At 45.6% G+C, this 21,264-nt stretch carries 37 protein-coding genes; all 37 read left to right on the forward strand.

Features of this window, described 5'->3' with window-relative positions; translation table 11 throughout:
• Positions 1 to 18: 18 nt before the first annotated feature.
• Positions 19 to 438: a DUF1893 domain-containing protein gene (locus MC24_RS04150; protein WP_011943781.1), complete on the forward strand. Its 420-nt coding sequence runs from the start codon at positions 19 to 21 to the stop codon at positions 436 to 438.
• Positions 439 to 559: 121 nt separating this feature from the next.
• Entirely contained in the window at positions 560 to 943 is a 384-nt protein-coding gene (gene rpsL / locus MC24_RS04155; RefSeq protein WP_004081846.1) for a 30S ribosomal protein S12, read from the forward strand.
• 11 nt (positions 944 to 954) lie between these two features.
• Positions 955 to 1,422 carry a 30S ribosomal protein S7 gene (gene rpsG / locus MC24_RS04160; RefSeq protein ID WP_011943782.1) on the forward strand — a complete coding sequence of 156 codons (468 nt, stop codon included), beginning with the start codon at positions 955 to 957 and terminating at the stop codon, positions 1,420 to 1,422.
• 5 nt (positions 1,423 to 1,427) lie between these two features.
• Entirely contained in the window at positions 1,428 to 3,515 is a 2,088-nt protein-coding gene (gene fusA / locus MC24_RS04165; protein ID WP_011943783.1) for an elongation factor G, read from the forward strand.
• A gap of 11 nt (positions 3,516 to 3,526) precedes the next feature.
• Entirely contained in the window at positions 3,527 to 4,729 is a 1,203-nt protein-coding gene (gene tuf, locus MC24_RS04170; RefSeq protein WP_011943784.1) for an elongation factor Tu, read from the forward strand.
• A 50-nt stretch (positions 4,730 to 4,779) separates the two neighbouring features.
• Positions 4,780 to 5,088 (forward strand): 30S ribosomal protein S10, encoded by a 309-nt coding sequence (rpsJ, locus tag MC24_RS04175; protein WP_004081837.1) that lies wholly within the window; start codon positions 4,780 to 4,782, stop codon positions 5,086 to 5,088.
• A gap of 18 nt (positions 5,089 to 5,106) precedes the next feature.
• A complete protein-coding gene (gene rplC, locus MC24_RS04180) occupies positions 5,107 to 5,730 on the forward strand; it encodes a 50S ribosomal protein L3 (RefSeq protein ID WP_004081835.1) in 624 nt (207 codons plus the stop codon).
• A gap of 20 nt (positions 5,731 to 5,750) precedes the next feature.
• Positions 5,751 to 6,458, forward strand: a complete 708-nt coding sequence (rplD, locus tag MC24_RS04185) for a 50S ribosomal protein L4 (RefSeq protein WP_011943785.1) — start codon at positions 5,751 to 5,753, stop codon at positions 6,456 to 6,458.
• On the forward strand, positions 6,430 to 6,732 hold the full coding sequence (gene rplW / locus MC24_RS04190) for a 50S ribosomal protein L23 (protein WP_011943786.1): 303 nt from the start codon (positions 6,430 to 6,432) through the stop codon (positions 6,730 to 6,732). Before rplD ends, rplW begins: the two co-directional genes overlap by 29 nt.
• Positions 6,733 to 6,745: 13 nt before the next feature.
• Positions 6,746 to 7,576 carry a 50S ribosomal protein L2 gene (rplB, locus tag MC24_RS04195; RefSeq protein ID WP_008194995.1) on the forward strand — a complete coding sequence of 277 codons (831 nt, stop codon included), beginning with the start codon at positions 6,746 to 6,748 and terminating at the stop codon, positions 7,574 to 7,576.
• Between the two features lie 13 nt (positions 7,577 to 7,589).
• Positions 7,590 to 7,877, forward strand: coding sequence for a 30S ribosomal protein S19 (gene rpsS / locus MC24_RS04200; RefSeq protein ID WP_008194997.1), 288 nt, complete (start codon positions 7,590 to 7,592; stop codon positions 7,875 to 7,877).
• Between the two features lie 11 nt (positions 7,878 to 7,888).
• Positions 7,889 to 8,368, forward strand: coding sequence for a 50S ribosomal protein L22 (gene rplV / locus MC24_RS04205; protein ID WP_038052863.1), 480 nt, complete (start codon positions 7,889 to 7,891; stop codon positions 8,366 to 8,368).
• 9 nt (positions 8,369 to 8,377) lie between these two features.
• On the forward strand, positions 8,378 to 9,007 hold the full coding sequence (gene rpsC, locus MC24_RS04210) for a 30S ribosomal protein S3 (protein ID WP_011943788.1): 630 nt from the start codon (positions 8,378 to 8,380) through the stop codon (positions 9,005 to 9,007).
• Positions 9,008 to 9,021: 14 nt separating this feature from the next.
• Positions 9,022 to 9,450 (forward strand): 50S ribosomal protein L16, encoded by a 429-nt coding sequence (rplP, locus tag MC24_RS04215; RefSeq protein ID WP_011943789.1) that lies wholly within the window; start codon positions 9,022 to 9,024, stop codon positions 9,448 to 9,450.
• Positions 9,447 to 9,647, forward strand: coding sequence for a 50S ribosomal protein L29 (rpmC, locus tag MC24_RS04220; RefSeq protein ID WP_004081820.1), 201 nt, complete (start codon positions 9,447 to 9,449; stop codon positions 9,645 to 9,647). Before rplP ends, rpmC begins: the two co-directional genes overlap by 4 nt.
• Before the next feature lie 4 nt (positions 9,648 to 9,651).
• Entirely contained in the window at positions 9,652 to 9,975 is a 324-nt protein-coding gene (gene rpsQ / locus MC24_RS04225) for a 30S ribosomal protein S17 (RefSeq protein WP_008195006.1), read from the forward strand.
• The gene (gene rplN / locus MC24_RS04230; protein WP_008195008.1) at positions 9,972 to 10,340 is read left to right on the forward strand and encodes a 50S ribosomal protein L14; all 369 of its coding nucleotides are present in this window, start codon (positions 9,972 to 9,974) and stop codon (positions 10,338 to 10,340) included. The genes rpsQ and rplN overlap by 4 nt, the downstream gene beginning before the upstream one ends.
• Before the next feature lie 12 nt (positions 10,341 to 10,352).
• Positions 10,353 to 10,670 carry a 50S ribosomal protein L24 gene (rplX, locus tag MC24_RS04235; RefSeq protein WP_008195011.1) on the forward strand — a complete coding sequence of 106 codons (318 nt, stop codon included), beginning with the start codon at positions 10,353 to 10,355 and terminating at the stop codon, positions 10,668 to 10,670.
• 13 nt (positions 10,671 to 10,683) lie between these two features.
• Positions 10,684 to 11,238, forward strand: a complete 555-nt coding sequence (gene rplE / locus MC24_RS04240) for a 50S ribosomal protein L5 (protein ID WP_008195012.1) — start codon at positions 10,684 to 10,686, stop codon at positions 11,236 to 11,238.
• 14 nt (positions 11,239 to 11,252) lie between these two features.
• Positions 11,253 to 11,438, forward strand: coding sequence for a type Z 30S ribosomal protein S14 (locus MC24_RS04245; RefSeq protein WP_008195018.1), 186 nt, complete (start codon positions 11,253 to 11,255; stop codon positions 11,436 to 11,438).
• A 15-nt stretch (positions 11,439 to 11,453) separates the two neighbouring features.
• Entirely contained in the window at positions 11,454 to 11,858 is a 405-nt protein-coding gene (gene rpsH / locus MC24_RS04250; RefSeq protein ID WP_008195021.1) for a 30S ribosomal protein S8, read from the forward strand.
• A gap of 13 nt (positions 11,859 to 11,871) precedes the next feature.
• Positions 11,872 to 12,426, forward strand: coding sequence for a 50S ribosomal protein L6 (gene rplF, locus MC24_RS04255; protein ID WP_038052865.1), 555 nt, complete (start codon positions 11,872 to 11,874; stop codon positions 12,424 to 12,426).
• Between the two features lie 14 nt (positions 12,427 to 12,440).
• Positions 12,441 to 12,809: a 50S ribosomal protein L18 gene (rplR, locus tag MC24_RS04260; RefSeq protein WP_038052869.1), complete on the forward strand. Its 369-nt coding sequence runs from the start codon at positions 12,441 to 12,443 to the stop codon at positions 12,807 to 12,809.
• A gap of 14 nt (positions 12,810 to 12,823) precedes the next feature.
• Positions 12,824 to 13,360, forward strand: a complete 537-nt coding sequence (gene rpsE, locus MC24_RS04265; protein ID WP_038052871.1) for a 30S ribosomal protein S5 — start codon at positions 12,824 to 12,826, stop codon at positions 13,358 to 13,360.
• Positions 13,353 to 13,556 (forward strand): 50S ribosomal protein L30, encoded by a 204-nt coding sequence (rpmD, locus tag MC24_RS04270; RefSeq protein WP_008195028.1) that lies wholly within the window; start codon positions 13,353 to 13,355, stop codon positions 13,554 to 13,556. The genes rpsE and rpmD overlap by 8 nt, the downstream gene beginning before the upstream one ends.
• Entirely contained in the window at positions 13,553 to 13,996 is a 444-nt protein-coding gene (gene rplO, locus MC24_RS04275; RefSeq protein ID WP_008195030.1) for a 50S ribosomal protein L15, read from the forward strand. The genes rpmD and rplO overlap by 4 nt, the downstream gene beginning before the upstream one ends.
• 1 nt (position 13,997) lies before the next feature.
• Complete coding sequence (secY, locus tag MC24_RS04280) at positions 13,998 to 15,293, forward strand: preprotein translocase subunit SecY (protein WP_038052874.1); 1,296 nt, start codon at positions 13,998 to 14,000, stop codon at positions 15,291 to 15,293.
• Positions 15,290 to 15,952 carry an adenylate kinase gene (locus MC24_RS04285; protein WP_038052877.1) on the forward strand — a complete coding sequence of 221 codons (663 nt, stop codon included), beginning with the start codon at positions 15,290 to 15,292 and terminating at the stop codon, positions 15,950 to 15,952. The genes secY and MC24_RS04285 overlap by 4 nt, the downstream gene beginning before the upstream one ends.
• A complete protein-coding gene (gene map / locus MC24_RS04290) occupies positions 15,949 to 16,701 on the forward strand; it encodes a type I methionyl aminopeptidase (RefSeq protein ID WP_008195037.1) in 753 nt (250 codons plus the stop codon). The genes MC24_RS04285 and map overlap by 4 nt, the downstream gene beginning before the upstream one ends.
• A gap of 1 nt (position 16,702) precedes the next feature.
• On the forward strand, positions 16,703 to 16,927 hold the full coding sequence (gene infA / locus MC24_RS04295; protein ID WP_004081789.1) for a translation initiation factor IF-1: 225 nt from the start codon (positions 16,703 to 16,705) through the stop codon (positions 16,925 to 16,927).
• A gap of 17 nt (positions 16,928 to 16,944) precedes the next feature.
• Positions 16,945 to 17,061: a 50S ribosomal protein L36 gene (rpmJ, locus tag MC24_RS04300; RefSeq protein ID WP_004081787.1), complete on the forward strand. Its 117-nt coding sequence runs from the start codon at positions 16,945 to 16,947 to the stop codon at positions 17,059 to 17,061.
• 15 nt (positions 17,062 to 17,076) lie between these two features.
• Positions 17,077 to 17,454, forward strand: a complete 378-nt coding sequence (gene rpsM / locus MC24_RS04305) for a 30S ribosomal protein S13 (RefSeq protein ID WP_004081785.1) — start codon at positions 17,077 to 17,079, stop codon at positions 17,452 to 17,454.
• An 18-nt stretch (positions 17,455 to 17,472) separates the two neighbouring features.
• Positions 17,473 to 17,865, forward strand: coding sequence for a 30S ribosomal protein S11 (gene rpsK, locus MC24_RS04310; protein WP_008195042.1), 393 nt, complete (start codon positions 17,473 to 17,475; stop codon positions 17,863 to 17,865).
• A 12-nt stretch (positions 17,866 to 17,877) separates the two neighbouring features.
• Positions 17,878 to 18,507, forward strand: coding sequence for a 30S ribosomal protein S4 (gene rpsD / locus MC24_RS04315; protein ID WP_038052880.1), 630 nt, complete (start codon positions 17,878 to 17,880; stop codon positions 18,505 to 18,507).
• Between the two features lie 5 nt (positions 18,508 to 18,512).
• The gene (locus MC24_RS04320) at positions 18,513 to 19,523 is read left to right on the forward strand and encodes a DNA-directed RNA polymerase subunit alpha (RefSeq protein ID WP_038052883.1); all 1,011 of its coding nucleotides are present in this window, start codon (positions 18,513 to 18,515) and stop codon (positions 19,521 to 19,523) included.
• 3 nt (positions 19,524 to 19,526) lie between these two features.
• Positions 19,527 to 19,922 carry a 50S ribosomal protein L17 gene (gene rplQ, locus MC24_RS04325; protein WP_038052886.1) on the forward strand — a complete coding sequence of 132 codons (396 nt, stop codon included), beginning with the start codon at positions 19,527 to 19,529 and terminating at the stop codon, positions 19,920 to 19,922.
• A 54-nt stretch (positions 19,923 to 19,976) separates the two neighbouring features.
• Positions 19,977 to 21,260, forward strand: coding sequence for a transcription termination factor Rho (rho, locus tag MC24_RS04330; protein WP_038052889.1), 1,284 nt, complete (start codon positions 19,977 to 19,979; stop codon positions 21,258 to 21,260).
• Positions 21,261 to 21,264: the final 4 nt, after the last annotated feature.

Raw genomic sequence — 21,264 nt, forward strand, 5'->3', positions numbered from 1 at the left:
TACGAGGAGCGTGGTGAAATGGAGGAAACTCTTTTGAAGACAGCTTTGAAAATCTTTGAGGAGAAGAAGCTGAGTTTGCTGGTTTATAACGGTCGGACGATCTTCGAAAGCAAAGGCAGTGGTCTAAAACCATTGATAGAACTCTACCGAAGCTTCGATAATCTGGAAGGAAGTCTGGTGATCGACAAGATGGTTGGAAAGGCTGCAGTTTCTTTTCTGTTGAAAATGAGACCCGACCACATCCACGCAAAAATTATAAGTGAGCCGGCTTTAAAATTACTGAATGGATACGGACAGTCTTTCAGCTACGATAAAAAGATACCTTTTGTCCTCGCAAGAAATGGCAAAAGTATGTGCCCATTCGAAAAACTGGTTCTGGAGATGGACAACCCGGAGGAAATCATAAGGATTGTTCTTTCAAAATTCACGTCACTTTAAATGAAGTTTTAAACTACTTATGATAAATTGATGAGAGGTGCTTGCTTTCTTTGTTGACAATATACAAATTGAAGAGTAAAATTAAACTTCGGCTTGGAGTAAAACGGAAGGGAGGATGAAGATGCCAACGATCAATCAATTAATCAGGTACGGCAGGAAACCGAAGAAGAAAAAGTCAAAAGCTCCTGCTCTTCAGGGAAACCCTCAAAAGAGGGGTGTGTGTATAAAAGTTTCTACGATGACACCGAAAAAACCGAACTCCGCTCTCAGAAAGATCGCAAGGGTGAGGCTTTCAAATGGAATAGAAGTCACTGCGTATATTCCTGGAATTGGTCACAACCTGCAGGAACACTCTGTTGTGCTCGTCAGAGGTGGTAGGGTCAAGGACCTACCTGGTGTCAGGTACAAGATCATCAGAGGGGCTCTGGACGCTGCAGGCGTCGAGGGAAGAAGACAGTCCAGAAGTAAGTACGGTGCGAAAAGACCCAAGGATCAGAAGAAGTGAGGTGACTGTGGGTGCGTAGAAGGAGAGCTGAAATAAGACAGGTACCACCTGATCCGGTGTACGGAGATGTGCTTGTTGCAAAGTTGATAAATAAAGTGATGTGGGATGGCAAAAAAACAACCGCTCAGAAGATCGTCTACGGTGCTTTCGATATCATCAGAGAAAAGACAAAGAAAGATCCTCTTGAAGTTTTCAGGCAGGCTGTAGAAAATGTGAAGCCTGTTCTTGAAGTAAGACCGCGAAGGGTTGGTGGTGCAACTTACCAGGTTCCCATCGAAGTTCAGGAACCGAGGAGGACCTCTCTTGCTCTCAGATGGATAGTTGAAGCTGCAAGAGCCAGAAAAGGAAGGCCAATGAAAGAGAAGCTGGCCGAGGAGATCATAGCAGCATACAACAACACAGGTACGGCCATTAAGAAGAAGGAAGACACTCACAGAATGGCGGAAGCCAACAGGGCATTTGCTCATTACAGGTGGTGATAAGTATGGAAAATGTGGAAGCGAGGTATGTTGACCTGGATAAGCTTAGAAATATCGGTATAATGGCCCATATCGACGCCGGAAAAACTACGACAACAGAGAGAATTCTCTATTACACGGGAAGGAAACACTTTTTGGGAGACGTCGATGAAGGAAACACAACCACTGACTGGATGCCTCAGGAAAAGGAAAGAGGCATTACGATACAGTCTGCTGCCACAACGTGTTTCTGGAAGGGCTATCGAATCAACATAATTGATACACCCGGACACGTTGACTTTACGGCCGAGGTTGAAAGGGCGCTCCGCGTTCTCGATGGAGCAATAGCTGTTTTCGATGCCACGGCGGGAGTCGAGCCTCAGTCAGAAACCGTCTGGAGACAGGCTGACAAGTACAATGTCCCGAGGATCGCTTTCATGAACAAGATGGACAAAGTGGGAGCAGATTTCTACATGGCCGTCGAAACTCTTGTAACAAAACTCAAAGCAAATCCCATTCCAGTACAGATGCCGATCGGTAGTGAGAAAGACTTCCAGGGTGTGATTGACCTCATAAAAATGAAGGCGATCTACTGGGTTAGCGAAGACGGATCGGTGTACGAGGAGAGAGAGATCCCAGAAGAACTCAGAGAAGAAGCGGAAATGAGAAGGGAAGAGATGCTTGAAAAAGTTGCAGAGCTGGACGAAGAAATTCTTGAAAAATACCTCGAAGGTGAAGAGATTTCCGAAGAAGAAATAAAGAGAATCTTGAGAAAAGCAACCATAGAAAACAGGGCAGTTCCCGTTCTCTGTGGAGCGGCGAAAGCCAACAAAGGAATACAACCGCTTCTGGACGCGGTTATAGACTATCTGCCGTCGCCCCTTGATCTTCCGCCGGTGAAGGGCTGGAGGGTTTCCGACGGAGAGATTGTCTACAGAAAACCCGATGAGAACGAACCTTTTACAGCTCTGGTCTTCAAAGTGCAGGTGGATCCATACATAGGAAAGCTCGTGTACTTCAGAGTGTACTCTGGAAGGCTGGAGAAAGGAAGTTACGTTTACAACTCCACAAAGGGCCAGAGGGAGAGAATATCGAGGATCGTCTTCATGCACGCAGACAAGAGAGAGGAAGTTGACTACGTCAGACCCGGTGATATAGCGGCAGGGGTCGGCCTCAAAGTTTCTCAGACTGGAGATACACTCTGCGACGAAAAAGAGCCTGTAATCCTCGAAAAGATCGACTTCCCAGAACCTGTTATTTCTCTTGCTATTGAACCGGCCACGAAAGCCGATGAGGAAAAACTCGTGAAGGCACTGCTTGCTCTCTCTGAAGAAGACCCCACTCTTCAGGTGAGGGTTGACAAAGAAACGGGAGAAACCATCATTTCAGGAATGGGTGAACTCCATCTTGAAATAGTTGTGGACAGGTTGAAGAGAGAGTTCGGCGTCAACGTGAGAGTCGGACAGCCTCAGGTGGCTTACAGGGAAACCATCAAGAGGCCTGCTGAAGCCGAAGGAAAATACATTAGACAGACCGGTGGTAGAGGTCAGTACGGTCATGTGATTCTCAGAATAGAACCCATACCCGAAGAGGAAGGAAAGAACTTCGAATTCATTGACAAGACGGTCGGTGGTGTGATACCGAAGGAATTCATGCCCGCTATCGAAGCAGGTATCAAGGAGGCTATGATGTCTGGGCCTCTTGCGGGATATCCCGTTGTGAGAGTGAGAGCAGTTGTGCTTGACGGATCTTACCACGAAGTTGACTCCTCAGAAATGGCGTTCAAGATAGCTGCTTCGATGGCATTCAAAGAGGCCATGAAAAAAGCGCAACCGGTTCTTCTTGAACCTATCATGAAGCTTGAGATCACTACACCGGAGGAATACATGGGCAACATCATTTCCGATCTCAATTCCAGAAGGGCTAAGATTGAATCTCTCGAAACAAGAGGACATTTGAAAATCGTTGTAGCGAAGATCCCGCTTTCTGAAACTTTTGGATATGCCACAGTGTTGAGATCGCTCAGTCAGGGTAGAGCGAGCTACATCATGCAGTTCTCGCACTACCAGGAAGTTCCGGAGAAAATCGCCGAGAAAATCATCAAGGTTGTTTAAGGAGGGAGAACATGGCGAAGGAAAAATTTGTAAGAACAAAACCGCATGTTAACGTTGGAACGATTGGACATATCGACCACGGAAAGTCCACACTGACAGCCGCTATAACAAAGTACCTTTCTCTCAAGGGACTTGCCCAGTATGTTCCTTACGACCAGATCGACAAGGCTCCTGAGGAAAAGGCAAGAGGAATCACCATCAACATCACACACGTTGAGTATCAGACCGAAAAGAGGCACTACGCTCACATTGACTGTCCTGGTCACGCGGACTACATCAAGAACATGATCACCGGAGCGGCTCAGATGGACGGAGCCATCCTTGTTGTCGCTGCAACCGATGGTCCCATGCCTCAGACAAGGGAACACGTGCTTCTTGCAAGGCAGGTTGAGGTTCCCTACATGATCGTCTTCATAAACAAGACGGACATGGTTGACGATCCTGAACTCATCGACCTCGTCGAGATGGAAGTGAGAGACCTTCTGAGCCAGTACGGTTACCCTGGAGACGAAGTGCCAGTCATAAGAGGTTCTGCTCTGAAAGCCGTCGAAGCTCCTAACGATCCGAATCACGAAGCTTACAAACCTATCCAGGAGCTCCTCGACGCTATGGACAACTACATTCCTGAGCCTCAGAGAGAAGTTGATAAGCCGTTCCTCATGCCTATTGAGGACGTGTTCTCAATCACAGGAAGAGGAACGGTTGTTACAGGAAGGATCGAAAGAGGAAGAATCAAACCCGGTGATGAAGTTGAGATCATAGGTCTCAGCTACGAAATCAGGAAAACCGTTGTTACAAGCGTGGAAATGTTCAGAAAGGAACTCGATGAAGGAATCGCAGGAGACAACGTTGGATGTCTGCTCAGAGGAATCGACAAGGACGAAGTTGAGAGAGGACAGGTTCTCGCAGCTCCTGGAAGCATCAAACCACACAAGAGATTCAAGGCTCAGGTTTACGTCCTGAAGAAGGAAGAGGGAGGAAGACATACACCGTTCACAAAAGGTTACAAACCCCAGTTCTACATAAGAACCGCTGACGTTACAGGGGAAATCGTAGGACTTCCTGAAGGTGTCGAAATGGTTATGCCTGGAGACCACGTCGAAATGGAAATAGAACTCATCTACCCTGTCGCTATTGAAAAGGGACAGAGATTCGCTGTAAGAGAAGGTGGAAGAACAGTTGGAGCTGGTGTGGTCACAGAAGTCATCGAGTGAGGGGGACGCTTCCCCCTCCTTTTTGAGAAAAGAGGGAGGGTGCTTAGAATATGCCTGGACAGAAGATAAGGATAAAACTCAAAGCCTACGATCACGAGTTACTCGACGAATCGGCGAAAAAGATCGTTGAAGTCGCTAAATCCACGAATTCCAAAGTGTCCGGTCCCATTCCCTTGCCAACGGAGCGGACACTCTATTGTGTCCTGAGATCTCCCATGAAACACAAGGACTCCAGAGAACACTTTGAAAAGAGAGTACACAAAAGGCTAATAGATATCATAGACCCATCTCCAAAGACCATCGATGCTTTGATGAGGATAAACCTCCCAGCAGGTGTCGACGTTGAGATCAAACTGTAATCCCTGGAGGTGTCTTTGATGAAGATGATAATTGGAAGAAAAATCGGTATGACGAGAGTATTCGTTGGAAATGATTCCGTTCCCGTTACAGTCATAAAGGCGGGGCCCTGTGTGGTTGTCCAGAAAAAAACCGTTGAGAAAGACGGATACAACGCTGTGCAGCTTGGATTCGAGAAGGCTAAGAAGGTCAACAAACCTCTCGCAGGACACTTCAAAAAATTCGGTGTGGAACCGATGAAAATACTCAGAGAGTTCAGAGTAGAAAATCCCGACGAGTACGAACCCGGACAGGTAATAAAGGTTGACGTGTTTGAAAAAGGTGAGTACGTGGACGTTACTGGCTGGACAAAAGGAAGAGGATTCGCTGGTGCGATGAAAAGATGGGGATTCAGCGGTGGACCGAAGAGCCACGGTTCCAAATTCCATAGAGAACTCGGTTCTGTTGGTCAGCACACGGAACCTGCCAAGATATGGAAAGGTAAGAAAATGCCCGGAAGATATGGAAACGAGAGGGTAACTGTCAGAAATCTTCAAGTTGTGGATATCGATCCTGAAAACGACCTTTTAGTGGTCAAAGGTGGAGTCCCTGGAGCGAGGGGCGGGCTCGTTTTGATCAGGAGCGCCAAGGCCCCGAAAAAGTAACAGTGGAGGAGGAATAAAAGATGGCTCAGGTGGATCTGTTGAATGTGAAGGGAGAAAAAGTAGGGACCCTGGAAATCAGTGATTTCGTTTTCAACATCGATCCCAACTACGACGTGATGTGGAGATACGTGGATATGCAGCTCTCCAACAGGAGAGCTGGAACTGCCTCTACGAAAACAAGAGGAGAAGTCTCCGGTGGTGGCAGAAAACCCTGGCCGCAGAAACACACCGGAAGAGCAAGACACGGTTCCATAAGATCCCCCATCTGGAGGCATGGAGGAATTGCACACGGACCTAAACCGAGAGACTGGAGCAAAAAGCTCAACAAGAAAATGAAGAAGCTCGCTCTGCGATCTGCTCTCTCTGTGAAGTACAGAGAAAACAAACTCTTCGTACTCGATGATCTGAAACTCGAAAGGCCGAAGACGAAATTTCTGAAGGAAATCCTCCAGAACCTTCAGCTTTCCGACAAGAAAACACTGATCGTCCTTCCATGGAAAGATGAAGGATACATGAATGTGAAACTCTCTGGAAAGAACCTTCCCAACGTGAAGGTAATAATTGCGGACAATCCGAACAACAGCAAAAATGGTGAGAAGGCAGTAAGAATAGATGGACTCAATGTTTTTGACATGCTCAAGTACGATTACCTTGTGCTCACCCAGGACATGGTTTCCAAGATAGAGGAGGTGCTCGGAAATGAAGCAGGAAAAGCTCTCACTGAATGATGTTCTAATCAGACCCATCATCACAGAAAAGGCTCTTATCCTCCGCGAACAGAGGAAATACGTATTCGAGGTCAATCCACTTGCAAACAAGAACCTGGTAAAAGAGGCTGTTGAAAAGCTCTTCAATGTCAAAGTAGAAAAGGTGAACATTCTCAACATGAAGCCCAAGCCGAAAAGAAGGGGTATCTTTGAAGGAAAGACCCGCAGCTGGAAAAAGGCTGTTGTAACTTTGAAGGAAGGTTACACAATCAAAGAACTGGAAGGCGAACACTGAGAGGGGTGAAGTCATGGGACTCAAAAGATTCAAACCGGTTACCCCGGGAAGGCGTTTTATGGTTATCTCCGATTTTTCGGATATCACAAAGACAGAACCTGAAAAGTCGTTGCTCGCACCTCTCAAGAAAACAGGTGGAAGGAATCATCACGGAAGAGTTACTGTAAGGCACAGAGGTGGCGGGCACAAGAGAAGATACAGAATAATAGATTTCAAGAGATACGACAAAGCTGGAATTCCTGCGAAAGTGCTGGCCATTGAATACGATCCCAACAGATCAGCCAGAATAGCGCTTCTCCTTTACGCTGATGGAGAGAAAAGATATATTCTGGCACCCAAAGGTGTGAACGTGGGAGACACTCTCATGAGCGGACCCGATGCGGAAATAAGGCCAGGAAACGCACTTCCTCTTGAGAAGATACCCGTCGGTACCCTTGTCCACAACGTGGAGTTCACACCGGGCAAGGGTGGTCAGATCGCAAGAGCAGCTGGTACATACTGTCAGATCATGGCGAAGGAAGGGAATTACGCTCTGCTCAGAATGCCTTCTGGAGAACTGAGAAAGGTACACATCAAATGCTACGCCACCGTCGGTGTTGTGGGCAACGAAGATCACAAGAACGAAGTCCACGGAAAGGCTGGAAGAGTGAGATGGCTCGGTAGAAGACCGCATGTCAGAGGAGTTGCCATGAATCCGGTGGATCACCCGCACGGTGGTGGTGAAGGAAGAGGTAAAGGTCACCATCCAACGAGTCCATGGGGCCTGCCAACCAAGGGCTACAAGACGAGACGTGGAAAGAGACCTTCTGACAAATTCATCGTCAGGAGAAGGAATGAAGCGTAAGGAGGTGAATTGAATGGGTCGTTCCAGTAAGAAAGGACCCTATGTAGATAAAAAATTACTCGAAAAGATCAGAAAACTCAACGAAACTGGTGAAAAGAAAGTTATCAAAACATGGAGCAGAGCCTCTATGATCATTCCTGAGATGGTAGGGCACACGATCGCAGTTTACAATGGTATGAAACACATACCGGTGTACATTACTGAAAACATGATCGGACACAGACTTGGAGAATTTGCACCAACCAGAAGGTTTGGAGGTCATGCCGACAAAAAAGCGAAAAAAGGTGAATTGAAGAAGTGAGGAGGGAAAGAATGAAGCTCCAGGTACCCAGAAGCAGTTTGAAGCGTTCAATTTTTCATAAAAAGAGAAAAGAGCTCCTGTCTTCTCTTCCGAAGATTGAAGCTAAGGCTGTGGCAAGATACATAAGGATCTCTCCAAGAAAAGCCAGAGCCATAGCAAACACAATAAGAGGGAAATCCGTCGAAGAAGCTTTCCAGATTCTTGCTTTTTCACCGAAGAAGGCCGCAAGAATAATGGAAAAGGTATTGAAGTCGGCTGTCGCGAATGCCGAAAATAACTTTGGGTTGAGTGTTGAGAATCTCTATGTTTCCGAGTGTTACGTTAACGATGGACCAAGGATGAAAAGGATCTGGCCCAGAGGAAGAGGCAGGGCGGATATCATTCAGAAGAGAATGTCACACATCACAGTTGTAGTGAGAGATCGCAGTAAAGAAGATGAATACAGGAAGGCTCTTGAGGAATTACAAAAGAAGATATCATCCGAAGAGTGAGGTGATACGGTGGGTCAGAAAGTGCATCCCCGCGGCTTCAGGTTGGGTCTGAGTGCCGACTGGCAAGCAAAATGGTTCAACGAAAAGAATTACAAAGAGTGGCTCCTCGAGGATGAAGAGATAAGAAAGTTCATAAAGAACAGGTATTACCATGCTGGGATTAGCGAGATATACGTAGAAAGACCTGACGCTGAAAGGATCAACATAACCGTGAAAACAGCAAGACCTGGAATCATCATAGGAAGGAAAGGTGCGGAGATAACGAGTTTGAGAGAGGAGCTGGAGAGGAAGTTCAACAGAAGGGTTGTTATTAATATTGAAGAGATAAAAACGCCCGAACTCGATGCACAGCTTGTTGCCGAGTCTATAGCTTCCCGTATAGAAAAGAGGGCATCTTACAAAGTGGCAATGAAGAGAGCAATAATGAACGCCATGAGAAAGGGTGCACAGGGAATAAAAGTGATGGTCGCTGGAAGGCTCGGTGGAGCTGAGATCGCCAGAAGAGAATGGTACCTCAGAGGAAGACTGCCTCTTCAGAAATTGAAGGCGATCATAGATTATGGAACGGCCACTGCGTGGACCAAGTACGGTACTATCGGCATCAAAGTGTGGATCTACAAAGGAGATGCTGATATCTAAGGGAGGTAATTGCCATGTTGATGCCAAGAAGGGTCAAATACAGAAAACAACAAAGAGGAAGAATGAAAGGAAAAGCCAAGGGAGGAACATTTGTTCAGTTCGGTGAATGGGGTCTCAAAGCACTCGAACCAGCTTGGATCACAGCCCAGCAGATAGAAGCTTGCCGAATTGCCATGCTGAGGGCTATGAAAAGATCCGGAAAGATCTGGATAAGAATATTCCCTGACAAACCTTACACGAAAAAACCACCTGAATCCAGGATGGGAAAAGGTAAGGGTAACGTTGAAGGATGGGTCGCCGTTGTGAAACCCGGGAAGATTCTCTTTGAAGTGGCGGGAGTCGATGAGGAAACAGCCCATGAAGCTCTCAGGTACGCTGCGAGTAAACTTCCCATAGCTACTAAGGTAGTTCCCCGTCACCATATTGGGGGTGAGGCAGTATGAAGGCTTCCGAACTCAGGAATTACACAGATGAAGAATTGAAGAATCTTCTCGAAGAAAAGAAGAGGCAGCTTATGGAACTCAGATTCCAGCTTGCAATGGGACAGCTGAAGAATACTTCTCTCATAAAGCTCACTAAAAGGGATATCGCAAGGATAAAGACCATTCTCAGAGAGAGGGAGTTAGGCATAAGGAGGTGAAAACATGCCAAGGAAACGTTTGACTGGAATAGTTGTGAGCGATAAAATGGACAAGACAGTAGTTGTTGCCGTTGAAAAACTCGTACAGCACCCGATTTACAAGAAATACGTGAAGAGGACGAAAAAATATCACGCACACGATGAAAGAAACGAGTGTAAAATAGGAGATGTTGTCGAAATAGAAGAAACTCGACCTCTCAGTAAAACGAAGAGATGGAGAGTCGTTAGGATCATTCAAAGGTTTGAACCCGAAAGAGTCCTGAAAGAAGAAGAGGACATACAGGAAGAGATAGAAGCAGTCGAGGGCAAGGGAGGGGTTGAATCATGATACAGCAAGAGACCTATCTCAATGTGGCCGACAACTCTGGTGCCAAAAAGCTCAGAGTCATAAGAGTTATCGGTGGGTTTCATAAAAAGTACGGAACAGTTGGAGATATAGTTGTGTGTTCAGTCAGGGAAGCCATCCCGAATTCTGATGTGAAGAAAGGAGACGTAGTCAGAGCGGTGATTGTGAGAACAAAGAAAGAAATCAGAAGAAATGATGGTACTTACATCAGATTCGATGACAACGCGGCTGTTCTCATTGATAAGTTCAACGCTCCCAGAGGCACCAGAATCTTTGGTCCGGTTGCGAGGGAACTCAGGGAAAAAGGATTCATGAAAATAATATCCCTCGCACCAGAAGTTTGGTGAGGTGATACGGAGATGAGGATAAAGAAAGGTGATCTTGTCGAAGTGATTTCTGGAAAAGACAGAGGAAAAAGGGGAAAGGTTCTCAGAGTGATCCCGAAAGAAAACAAAGTCATCGTTGAAAACGTGAACATGGTGAAAAGACATCAAAGACCCATCCCCCAGCTTCGTGAGGGTGGAATCATAGAGAGAGAAGCACCGATCTACGCTTCCAAAGTTATGGTTGTCTGTCCTGCTTGTGATAAAAGAACGAGAGTCGGCTACAGGTTCACCGAAGATGGGAAAAAGGTAAGATACTGCAAGAAGTGTGGTGAGATCATTGACAAGGATTGAGGGAGGAATCGGTATGAGATATGAATACGTTCCTCTGAAAGATCAGTACGAGAAGGAAATAGTACCTGCTTTGATGAAAGAGTTCAACTACAAGAACATTCATCAGGTTCCGAAGCTGGTCAAAATCGTTATAAACATGGGAATTGGTGAAGGTTCCAGAAACTACGATCTCATAGAACGCCACGCGAACGAACTCGCAAAAATCACGGGACAGAAACCAATCGTTACAAGGGCAAGAAAGAGCATTTCCAACTTCAAGATAAGGAAGGGAATGCCGATAGGTTTGAAAGTAACCCTCAGAGGAGCAAGGATGTACAATTTTCTCTACAAACTCATAAACATCGTGTTGCCCAAGGTGAGGGACTTCAGAGGACTCGATCCCAACTCCTTTGACGGAAGAGGGAATTACTCCTTTGGTCTTTCAGAACAGCTGGTTTTCCCTGAACTGAGTCCAGATGAAGTCAGAAGGATCCAGGGAATGGACATCACCATCGTCACAACTGCAAAGACAGATCAGGAAGCCAGAAGGCTTCTTGAGCTCTTTGGAATGCCTTTCAAGAGAGGATAACGGAGGTGAGATGAATGGCCAAGAAGGCAATGATAGAAAGATGGAAGAAACCGAAGAAGTACAAGGTACGTGAGTACACAAGGTGCCACATCTGTGGACGCCCGAGAGCGGTGTACAGAGAATTCGGACTCTGCAGGGTTTGTTTCAGGAAGCTTGCTCTGGAAGGAAAGCTCCCTGGAGTTCGGAAGGCAAGCTGGTAAGGGAGGGATGGTGCTGTGTGGAGCGATCCGATTGCCGACATGCTAACAAGAATCAGAAATGCCAATATGGTTTTCAAAGAATACACGGATATACCTGCTTCCAACCTCAAGAAGAAGATCTGTGAGATCTTGAAAAGAGAAGGATTCATAGCGGACTACAAATACATCGAAGACGGAAAGCAGGGAATACTGAGGGTTTACCTCAAATACAAAGGCGGAAGGAAGAACAGAGAAAGAGTCATTCACGGTATCGTCAGAGTGTCTCACTCAGGTAGGAGAATCTACGTCGACAAGGACCACATCCCGAAAGTGAAAAACGGCCTTGGAATAGCCATACTCACTACTTCAAAGGGTGTTCTAACAGATAAAGAAGCACGTCAACTTGGAGTCGGCGGAGAAGTAATCGCTTACGTCTGGTGAGGAGGTGTTTTGAATGTCTCGACTTGCAAAAAAGCCCATAGTCTTACCACAGGGTGTTACGGTTGAAATAAAAGACAACATTGTTAAGGTGAAGGGACCAAAGGGAGAGCTCAGTCAGGAATTTCTCCCTTACGTGAAAATAGAAGTTGAAGGTAACGAGGTCTGGGTAAAACCCAACGAAAGTCAGATCATAAGAAAGTCTGACTGGAGAAAGATAAAGATGTTCCAAGGAACTTATTGGTCTCTCATTAGAAATATGGTTGTTGGTGTAACAGAGGGCTACAGGAAAGAGCTGGAGATTGTGGGAATCGGTTACAGAGCGCAGCTTCAGGGGAATACAGTAGTGATGAATCTTGGATACGCTCATCCCGTTGTTTATGAGATACCCTCAGATGTGAAGGTCGAAGTTCCAGCACCAAACAGAATAGTTGTTTCTGGCATCGATAAACAGAGAGTAGGACAGGTTGCTGCTGAGATCAGAGCGTTCAGGCCACCAAATGTCTACACTGGAAAGGGAGTCAGGTACGTTGGTGAAGTGGTGAGACAGAAAGAAGGTAAGAAAGCATAAAGGGGGTTGTTGAAATGATAAAGAAGGAGTCAAAAAAAGAACAGCGACTCAGAAGGCATAGAAGAGTTAGAAAAAAGGTGTTTGGAACTCCTGAAAGACCAAGGCTCTGTGTTTTCAGAAGCAATAAACACATATACGCCCAGATCATAGATGACACGATAGGTCATACCCTTGTTTCCGCTTCTACTCTTGACCCCGAACTGAGGGAAAAGCTCCAGAAAACGTGGAACATAGAGGCAGCTAAAGAAGTAGGACTTCTCTTAGGAAAAAGAGCCCTCGAAAAGGGAATAAAGAAGGTCGTGTTCGATAGAGGCGGATATAAGTACCATGGTAGGGTTAAGGCACTGGCGGATGGAGCCAGAGAAGCTGGACTCGAATTCTGAAGGAGGGTGGTACTGTGGAAACACAGGGAGTTATAAAGGAGATACAGTACGAAGAATTCGAAGAGAAGATAATAGAAATAAGGAGAACCTCTAAAGTTACAAAGGGTGGAAAGAATCTGAGCTTCAGGGTTGTGGCCATTGTTGGAAACAAAAACGGTAAAGTGGGACTGGGAATAGGAAAAGCAAGAGAGGTTCCCGAAGCGATCAGAAAGGCCATATCTGCTGCAAAGCGAAACATCATAGAAGTTCCTGTGATCAACGGAACCATTCCACACGAAGTCGTAGGAAAACAGGACGCTTCCAAAGTGCTTTTGAGACCAGCCGCACCGGGTACAGGTATCATCGCCGGTGGTACTGTCCGAGCCGTTGTTGAGCTCGCAGGAATCCAGAACATACTCACGAAATCTCTCGGGTCCACCAATCCTTTGAACCTTGCTCTTGCAACGATGAACGGTTTGAAGAACCTTCTGGATCCAAGAAAAGTTGCAAAACTCAGGGACATATCGGTCGAAGAAGTGTTCAAAGGCGTGGGGAGGGAGAACAATGCCTAAGAAGCTGAAGATAAAACTGGTCAAGAGTCCCATTGGTTATTCCTGGGATCAAAAGGATACAGTGAAAAGACTTGGACTCAGGAAGCTCAACCAGGTGGTCGTAAAGGACGACTTGCCACAGATCAGGGGTATGATCAGAAAGGTGAAACATCTGGTAGAAGTAGAGGAGATCGAGGAAGGGGGTAACAACGCATGAGGCTTGAAGATCTGAGACCAACTCCTGGGGCGATGAAGAAGAGAAAGAGAGTCGGTAGGGGTCCCGGATCCGGGCACGGAAAAACCAGTGGAAGGGGACACAAAGGACAGAAAGCCAGGGGAAGTGGAAAGGTCCACATCTGGTTTGAGGGTGGACAAACTCCTCTGCACAGAAGACTTCCCAAGAGAGGATTCAACAATATAAACAAAAAAGTTTATGCAGTTGTTAATGTCAAAGTTCTCGAAGAAAGGTTCGAGGCCAACGAAGAAGTGACTCCAGAAAAACTCATCGAAAGAAAAATCATAAAAGATCTGAGAGATGGAGTAAAGATCCTCGGCGATGGAGAACTCACCAAACCACTAGTAGTCAAAGCACATGCTTTCAGTAAGAGCGCTGTAGAGAAGATAGAAAGTGCTGGTGGTAAGGCTGAGGTGATATAAAATGTGGCAAGCTTTCAAAAACGCTTTTAAAATACCAGAACTTCGCGACAGGATTATTTTCACACTCCTTGCTTTGATCGTTTTCAGGATGGGGATTTACATCCCCGTTCCTGGGTTGAACCTGGAAGCGTGGGGGGAAATCTTCAGGAGGATAGCAGAAACCGCTGGTGTCGCTGGAATTTTGAGTTTCTACGATGTGTTCACTGGAGGAGCTTTGAGTCAGTTCTCTGTTTTCACCATGAGTGTCACTCCATACATAACCGCGTCGATCATCCTTCAGCTTCTGGCATCTGTTATGCCTTCGCTCAAGGAGATGCTCAGAGAGGGTGAAGAGGGAAGAAAGAAGTTCGCAAAGTACACAAGGCATCTCACACTCTTGATAGGTGGTTTTCAGGCTTTCTTTGTTTCCTTTTCGCTTGCAAGATCGAACCCGGACATGATAGCTCCCGGTGTTAATGTGCTCCAGTTCACCATTCTCTCCACCATATCCATGCTTGCCGGAACCATGTTTCTGCTCTGGCTCGGTGAAAGGATCACAGAAAAGGGTATAGGAAACGGTATTTCGATCCTGATCTTCGCGGGAATAGTGGCAAGATACCCAAGCTACATTAGACAGGCATATCTCGGTGGTCTGAATCTTTTGGAATGGATCTTTCTCATAGCTGTTGGCCTTATCACGATATTTGGAATCATACTCGTTCAGCAGGCAGAGAGAAGGATAACCATACAATACGCAAGAAGGGTCACAGGAAGGAGAGTGTATGGAGGAGCCAGCACGTATCTTCCTATAAAGGTGAACCAAGGTGGTGTGATCCCCATCATCTTTGCGAGTGCCATAGTTTCAATACCTTCTGCGATCGCTTCAATAACGAACAGTGGAACTCTTCAAAATCTCTTCAAAGCAGGTGGATTCCTCTACCTTCTCGTTTACGGATTGCTGGTGTTCTTCTTCACTTACTTCTATAGCGTTGTGATTTTCGATCCTAAGGAAATCTCTGAAAACATTCAGAAGTACGGAGGTTACATCCCGGGCTTGAGACCTGGAAGATCAACGGAGCAGTATCTCCACAGAGTTCTAAACAGAGTGACATTTATCGGAGCCGTCTTCCTCGTAGTCATAGCCCTTCTTCCCTACTTGGTTCAGGGAGCCATAAGAGTGAACGTCTGGATCGGAGGAACTTCTGCTTTGATCGCTGTGGGAGTCGCTCTTGACATCATTCAACAGATGGAAACCCATATGGTGATGAGACACTACGAAGGATTCATCAAAAAGGGTAGAATAAGGGGGAGAAGATGATGGCATATCTCGTCTTTCTGGGACCTCCGGGTGCGGGAAAGGGAACTTACGCAAAAAGATTACAGGAAGCGACTGGTATTCCACATATATCTACCGGTGACATTTTCAGAGACATTGTAAAAAAGGAGAACGACGAACTTGGAAAGAAGATAAAGGAAATCATGGAGAAAGGGGAACTCGTTCCAGATGAACTTGTGAACGAAGTTGTGAAAAGAAGGCTCTCAGAAAAAGATTGCGAAAAAGGATTCATACTGGACGGTTATCCAAGAACTGTGGAACAGGCAGAATTCCTTGACGTCTTTTTGAAAACTCAAAACAAAGAGCTCACAGCCGCTATACTTTTCGAGGTTCCTGAGGAAGTGGTTGTTCAGAGGCTCACATCCAGAAGGATCTGTCCAAAGTGTGGAAGAATTTACAATTTGATTTCACTTCCTCCAAAAGAGGATGAACTGTGCGATGATTGTAAAGTGAAGCTCGTTCAGAGAGAAGACGACAAAGAGGAAACAGTGAGGCACAGGTACAAGGTTTATCTCGAAAAGACACAGCCGGTGATTGATTACTACGATAAAAAGGGTATTCTCAAACGAGTGGACGGTACCATAGGAATAGACAACGTGATCGCCGAAGTGTTGAAGATAGTAGGGTGGAGTGATAAATGATAAGGATAAAGACACCCTCTGAGATCGAGAAGATGAAAAAAGCAGGAAAAGCGGTTGCAACGGCTTTGAGGGAAGTTGGAAAAGTGATCGTTCCGGGGAAAACCGCATGGGACGTTGAAGTTCTTGTCCTGGAGATCTTCAAAAAACTCAGAGTCAAGCCGGCTTTCAAGGGATACGGTGGTTACAAGTACGCAACGTGTGTTTCCGTAAATGAGGAAGTGGTGCACGGTCTTCCCCTCAAGGAGAAAGTTTTCAAGGAAGGAGACATAGTCTCTGTAGATGTTGGAGCGGTGTATCAGGGACTTTACGGTGATGGAGCCGTCACATACATAGTTGGAGAAACTGATGAAAGAGGAAAAGAACTGGTGAGAGTAACAAGAGAGGCACTGGAAAAAGCTATAAAAATGATAAAACCCGGCATTAGGCTTGGAGATGTTTCGCATTGCATTCAGGAAACGGTTGAATCAGCAGGTTTCAATGTGATCAGGGATTATGTGGGTCATGGGGTGGGAAGAGAACTCCACGAAGATCCTCAAATTCCAAACTACGGAACGCCCGGAACGGGTGTGGTCTTAAGAAAAGGTATGACGCTGGCCATAGAACCTATGGTGAGTGAAGGAGACTGGAGAGTTGTTGTAAAAGGAGATGGATGGACAGCCGTTACTGTGGACGGTTCCAGATGCGCTCACTTCGAACACACGATTCTGGTAACAGAAAACGGGGTGGAGATATTGACCAAGGAGGGATGAAATGGGAAAGGAAGATGTCATCCGAATGGAAGGGACTATAATAGAGGCTTTACCTAACGCTATGTTTAGAGTAGAATTAGACAATGGGCACAAAGTGCTCGCTCACGTTTCTGGCAGAATGAGAAAAAATTTTATAAGATTGGTCCCCGGAGATCGGGTTATTGTTGAGCTCTCTGTGTACGATCTCACCCGAGGACGAATCGTTTATAGAAAAAAACCAGAGTAACGAAAGGAGTGGGAAAAATGAAAGTACAGGCTTCTGTGAAGAAGAGATGTGAACACTGCAAAATAATCAGAAGAAAGAAGAGAGTCTATGTTATCTGTAAGGTTAATCCAAAACACAATCAGAAGCAAGGCTAAGGAGGAGGGAAATGAATGGCTCGTATCGTAGGTGTTGAGCTTCCAAACAACAAAAAGGTCTGGGTGGCGTTGACCTACATCTACGGGATTGGAAGGAGCAGATCCTTCGAAATTTTGAAAAACACTGGTATAGATCCGGAAAAGAGAGTGGGAGACCTCACCGATGAGGAGATCAGCAAGATCACCAAGTACATTCAGGATCACTTCAAGGTAGAAGGAGAACTCAGAAGCGAGGTTGAAAGAAACATCAGACGGCTCATAGAGATAGGGTGTTACAGAGGTATCAGACACAAACTTGGGCTCCCCGTTAGGGGTCAAAAGACCCGATCAAACGCAAGGACAAGAAAAGGACCCAGACCGAGCAGAATAAAGACCAAAAAGAAATCTTCATAAGACAAGGGAGGGAATTGAATGGCAAGAAAAAGAGGCAGTTCTTCAAGAAAACAGAAAAAAGTTAGCTTCGATTACGGAGTGGTGCATATAAAATCTACTTTCAACAACACCATAATCACTCTCACCGACAAAGATGGAAACACGCTCACCTGGGCCAGTGGAGGAACGGTGGGATTCGAGGGAACAAGGAAGGGTACACCTTATGCCGCTCAGCTGGCGGCCGATAAAGTGGCACGAGAAGCCCTCAGAATGGGCATCAAAAAAGTCGATGTTCTTGTGAAGGGACCTGGTCCAGGAAGGGAACCTGCGATAAGAACGCTTCAAGGTGCAGGTCTTGAAATCAACCAGATAAAGGATGTTACTCCCATTCCATTCAACGGTTGCAGACCCAAGAAAAGAAGAAGAGTGTGAGGAGGGAACGAAATGGCGAGATATACAGGACCTCTTTGCAGACTTTGTAGAAGGGAAGGAATGAAACTGTACCTTAAAGGGGAAAGGTGCTACACCGACAAGTGTGCTTTTGACAGAAGACCTTACGCACCGGGTCAGCACGGACAGAGAAGAACCAAACTCACGCAGTACGGTATACAGCTCAGAGCGAAGCAAACTGTCAAGAGAATCTACGGTATACTCGAAAGACAATTTGAAAGGTACGTTGAGAAGGCTATGCAAAAAGCGGGAGATACTCGAGAAAACCTGATCCAGATCCTTGAAGCCAGACTGGACAACGTTGTGTATAGAATGGGATTCGCTATAAACAGAAGACAGGCGAGACAGCTGGTCAATCACGGCCACTTCCTTGTGAATGGAAAGAAAGTGAATATACCGAGTTACCTTCTGAGACCGAACGATGTAGTTGAGTTGAGAGAAAAAAGCAGAGATCTCGAAGTGATCAAAAAAGCTGTGGAAGTCAACAAAGACAGAAACGTTGTGCCTTGGATAGAGGTTGATTACGAGAATTACAGAGGTACTTTCATGAGATATCCAAGCCTTGAGGAAGTTACCGATCTTCCAGTTGATCTCCAGACTGTTATCGAATTCTACTCGAGGTGATGTGAATGATAGAGTTTGTTATACCGAAAAAATTAAAGGTGGAGGAAGAGAGAGAGGAAAAGGATTATTACTACGCAAGGTTTTCGCTTTCTCCACTTGAAAGAGGATACGCTATCACAATAGGAAACGCGTTGAGGAGAGTTCTGCTTTCTTCAATACCTTCGCTCGCAATCATTGGAATAAGGTTCATAAAACCCGAAAAGTATCACGAATACGACTATATCGAAGGAGTAAAAGAAGATATACTGGATATAATCCTGAACCTGAAGAAAGTTCAGTTTCGGGTCAATGTGACTGTGAAAGATACAATAAAGATGGAAGTAGAAAAGAAAGGACCGGGCGAACTCGTCGCAGGTGATATAAAGACACCAGCTGGCATTGAAGTGGCGAATCCAGATCTGCACATTGCCACCTTGAATTCCAAAGCAGACCTTTTCTTCGAAGTTTACGCAGAAGTGGGAAAAGGATTCGTTCCTGTATCTGAAAGAGAAGAAAAGCCTGAAGTTGGATGGATTCCAATAGACGGTGTTTTCAGCCCTGTGATTAAAGTGAATTTCCTGACAGAAAACGTTCGTGTTGGAAAAAGGACGGATTACGATAAACTCATTCTTGAAATCTGGACAAAGAAGTCGATAAGACCTGAGGAAGCTCTCAAAAAGGCGGCGGACATCCTGATAAATCATTTCAAAATTGTGACGGAAGGACTGCCTGAACTGAAAATCTCTGAGGAATACATCATCGCATCTGAGGAAGAAGAAGCAGAAATCCCCATCGTTGAGCATGAAGAAGAAAACAGAGAGAATCTGGATGTGTACAACAAAAAGATTGATGAACTCGAACTCTCGGTCAGGTCTCTCAACTGTTTGAAGAGAGCTAAAATAGAAACGATCGGAGATCTTCTCAGCAAAACAGAAGAAGAACTATTGAAGATAAAGAATTTTGGTCAAAAATCTCTCGATGAGGTCAAGGAGAAACTGAAAGAAAAATTCGGTCTTGAGCTCAGGAAGGGGGAATGAAAGATGAGACACAGAGTGAAAAGACACAGACTCGGAAGATATGGGAGCCACAGAAAAAGTCTTTTGAGAAACCTTTCAAGGGAGATCGTCGAACACGGCTCGATAGTTACCACAACGGCGAAAGCAAAAGCCCTGAAGATATTCATGGACAAACTTGTCAGCAAAGCTATTGAAGCCGCCATAACTGATGATAGAGCCAAGAGTGTTCACCTGAGAAGACAGATAAACGCTGTGCTCGGAGACAGACGATTGACAAATAAGCTTGTGGATGAAATAGCGAAGAACTATATTGGAAGACGCGGAGGCTATGTGAGGGTCCTGAGGATAGGTTTCAGAAGAGGAGATGCTGCTGAGATGTCGCTCGTTCAGCTTGTGGAGGCATCCAGTCAGGAAGGCTGATGCCTCCTTTTTCTTTCCCGCCCCTGTTGCCTTCCATCAGTAGGAGGTGAAAAATTGACAGAAGAACAGAAAGCCATTAGCATATCAGAGCTGGAATCCATGAACATAAAACAGCTCTACGAGATAGCGAAATCTCTGGGTATTCCTCGATATACTTCTATGCGAAAAAGAGATTTGATTTTTGCCATTTTGAAAGCGCAAACCGAATCTACCGGTTATTTCTTTGGGGAAGGTGTACTGGAAATCCATCCTGAAGGTTTTGGTTTTTTAAGAAGACTCGAGGACAACCTTCTTCCAAGCAACGACGATATATACATATCCCCTTCTCAGATAAGAAAATTCAATCTGAACACGGGAGATATAATTTCCGGGGTTATAAGAAAACCAAAAGAAGGGGAAAAGTATTTTGCCATGATAAAAATCGAAGCGATAAATTATCGACCAGTCGAAACGGTCAATGACAGAGTGAACTTCGACAATCTAACACCCGATTACCCCAGAGAACGTTTCATCCTTGAAACCAATCCGAAGATATATTCCACCAGATTGATAGACCTTTTCGCCCCTATTGGGAAAGGTCAAAGAGGAATGATCGTGGCACCTCCAAAAGCTGGTAAAACAACCATCCTCAAAGAAATAGCGAACGGTATCGCTGAAAATCACCCGGATACAATAAGAATAATCTTGCTGATCGATGAGAGGCCAGAAGAAGTTACGGATATAAAAGAGTCAACGAATGCGATCGTCATAGCGGCTCCTTTTGACATGCCGCCAGACAAGCAGGTGAAGGTTGCCGAGTTGACCCTGGAGATGGCAAAGAGGCTGGTGGAATTCAATTACGATGTTGTTATACTCCTTGATAGTTTGACGAGACTCGCACGAGTGTACAACATAGTTGTTCCTCCCAGCGGGAAACTTCTAACGGGCGGTGTGGATCCAGCTGCCCTTTACAAACCCAAGAGATTCTTTGGAGCGGCGAGAAACACCCGTGAAGGCGGAAGCCTCACGATCATTGCTACTGCCCTGGTGGAAACAGGTTCGAAAATGGATGAGGTCATATTCGAGGAATTCAAAGGAACAGGTAACATGGAGCTAGTTCTTTCGAGGCAGCTGGCAAACAAAAGAATTTTCCCGGCCATAAACCTTCTGCTTTCCGGAACAAGAAGGGAAGAATTGTTACTCGACGAAGAAACTCTCAAGAAAGTGTGGCTCTTGCGAAGGATGCTTTCTGCGATGACAGAAGAAGAAGGTTTGACACTCATACTGAACAAACTTTCAGAAACTTCTTCGAACGAAGAATTTCTGAAATTGATAGACAAGGAAAAAGCAAGATATTGAGCAG

Origin of the sequence: Thermotoga sp. Mc24 (assembly GCF_000784835.1) — a bacterium.
In the GTDB taxonomy this organism is placed as follows: Bacteria; Thermotogota; Thermotogae; order Thermotogales; family Thermotogaceae; genus Thermotoga.

Excerpts from the sequence above, each read along its gene's own strand:
- MC24_RS04150 (WP_011943781.1), top strand. The coding sequence starts at position 19 with ATGGAGGAAACTCTTTTGAAGACAGCTTTGAAAATCTTTGAGGAGAAG.
- rpsL (WP_004081846.1), top strand. The coding sequence starts at position 560 with ATGCCAACGATCAATCAATTAATCAGGTACGGCAGGAAACCGAAGAAG.
- fusA (WP_011943783.1), top strand. The coding sequence starts at position 1,428 with ATGGAAAATGTGGAAGCGAGGTATGTTGACCTGGATAAGCTTAGAAAT.
- tuf (WP_011943784.1), top strand. The coding sequence starts at position 3,527 with ATGGCGAAGGAAAAATTTGTAAGAACAAAACCGCATGTTAACGTTGGA.
- rpsJ (WP_004081837.1), top strand. The coding sequence starts at position 4,780 with ATGCCTGGACAGAAGATAAGGATAAAACTCAAAGCCTACGATCACGAG.
- rplC (WP_004081835.1), top strand. The coding sequence starts at position 5,107 with ATGAAGATGATAATTGGAAGAAAAATCGGTATGACGAGAGTATTCGTT.
- rplD (WP_011943785.1), top strand. The coding sequence starts at position 5,751 with ATGGCTCAGGTGGATCTGTTGAATGTGAAGGGAGAAAAAGTAGGGACC.
- rplW (WP_011943786.1), top strand. The coding sequence starts at position 6,430 with ATGAAGCAGGAAAAGCTCTCACTGAATGATGTTCTAATCAGACCCATC.
- rplB (WP_008194995.1), top strand. The coding sequence starts at position 6,746 with ATGGGACTCAAAAGATTCAAACCGGTTACCCCGGGAAGGCGTTTTATG.
- rpsS (WP_008194997.1), top strand. The coding sequence starts at position 7,590 with ATGGGTCGTTCCAGTAAGAAAGGACCCTATGTAGATAAAAAATTACTC.
- rplV (WP_038052863.1), top strand. The coding sequence starts at position 7,889 with ATGAAGCTCCAGGTACCCAGAAGCAGTTTGAAGCGTTCAATTTTTCAT.
- rplP (WP_011943789.1), top strand. The coding sequence starts at position 9,022 with ATGTTGATGCCAAGAAGGGTCAAATACAGAAAACAACAAAGAGGAAGA.
- rpmC (WP_004081820.1), top strand. The coding sequence starts at position 9,447 with ATGAAGGCTTCCGAACTCAGGAATTACACAGATGAAGAATTGAAGAAT.
- rpsQ (WP_008195006.1), top strand. The coding sequence starts at position 9,652 with ATGCCAAGGAAACGTTTGACTGGAATAGTTGTGAGCGATAAAATGGAC.
- rplN (WP_008195008.1), top strand. The coding sequence starts at position 9,972 with ATGATACAGCAAGAGACCTATCTCAATGTGGCCGACAACTCTGGTGCC.
- rplX (WP_008195011.1), top strand. The coding sequence starts at position 10,353 with ATGAGGATAAAGAAAGGTGATCTTGTCGAAGTGATTTCTGGAAAAGAC.
- rplE (WP_008195012.1), top strand. The coding sequence starts at position 10,684 with ATGAGATATGAATACGTTCCTCTGAAAGATCAGTACGAGAAGGAAATA.
- MC24_RS04245 (WP_008195018.1), top strand. The coding sequence starts at position 11,253 with ATGGCCAAGAAGGCAATGATAGAAAGATGGAAGAAACCGAAGAAGTAC.
- rplF (WP_038052865.1), top strand. The coding sequence starts at position 11,872 with ATGTCTCGACTTGCAAAAAAGCCCATAGTCTTACCACAGGGTGTTACG.
- rplR (WP_038052869.1), top strand. The coding sequence starts at position 12,441 with ATGATAAAGAAGGAGTCAAAAAAAGAACAGCGACTCAGAAGGCATAGA.
- rpmD (WP_008195028.1), top strand. The coding sequence starts at position 13,353 with ATGCCTAAGAAGCTGAAGATAAAACTGGTCAAGAGTCCCATTGGTTAT.
- rplO (WP_008195030.1), top strand. The coding sequence starts at position 13,553 with ATGAGGCTTGAAGATCTGAGACCAACTCCTGGGGCGATGAAGAAGAGA.
- secY (WP_038052874.1), top strand. The coding sequence starts at position 13,998 with ATGTGGCAAGCTTTCAAAAACGCTTTTAAAATACCAGAACTTCGCGAC.
- MC24_RS04285 (WP_038052877.1), top strand. The coding sequence starts at position 15,290 with ATGATGGCATATCTCGTCTTTCTGGGACCTCCGGGTGCGGGAAAGGGA.
- map (WP_008195037.1), top strand. The coding sequence starts at position 15,949 with ATGATAAGGATAAAGACACCCTCTGAGATCGAGAAGATGAAAAAAGCA.
- infA (WP_004081789.1), top strand. The coding sequence starts at position 16,703 with ATGGGAAAGGAAGATGTCATCCGAATGGAAGGGACTATAATAGAGGCT.
- rpmJ (WP_004081787.1), top strand. The coding sequence starts at position 16,945 with ATGAAAGTACAGGCTTCTGTGAAGAAGAGATGTGAACACTGCAAAATA.
- rpsM (WP_004081785.1), top strand. The coding sequence starts at position 17,077 with ATGGCTCGTATCGTAGGTGTTGAGCTTCCAAACAACAAAAAGGTCTGG.
- rpsK (WP_008195042.1), top strand. The coding sequence starts at position 17,473 with ATGGCAAGAAAAAGAGGCAGTTCTTCAAGAAAACAGAAAAAAGTTAGC.
- rpsD (WP_038052880.1), top strand. The coding sequence starts at position 17,878 with ATGGCGAGATATACAGGACCTCTTTGCAGACTTTGTAGAAGGGAAGGA.
- MC24_RS04320 (WP_038052883.1), top strand. The coding sequence starts at position 18,513 with ATGATAGAGTTTGTTATACCGAAAAAATTAAAGGTGGAGGAAGAGAGA.
- rplQ (WP_038052886.1), top strand. The coding sequence starts at position 19,527 with ATGAGACACAGAGTGAAAAGACACAGACTCGGAAGATATGGGAGCCAC.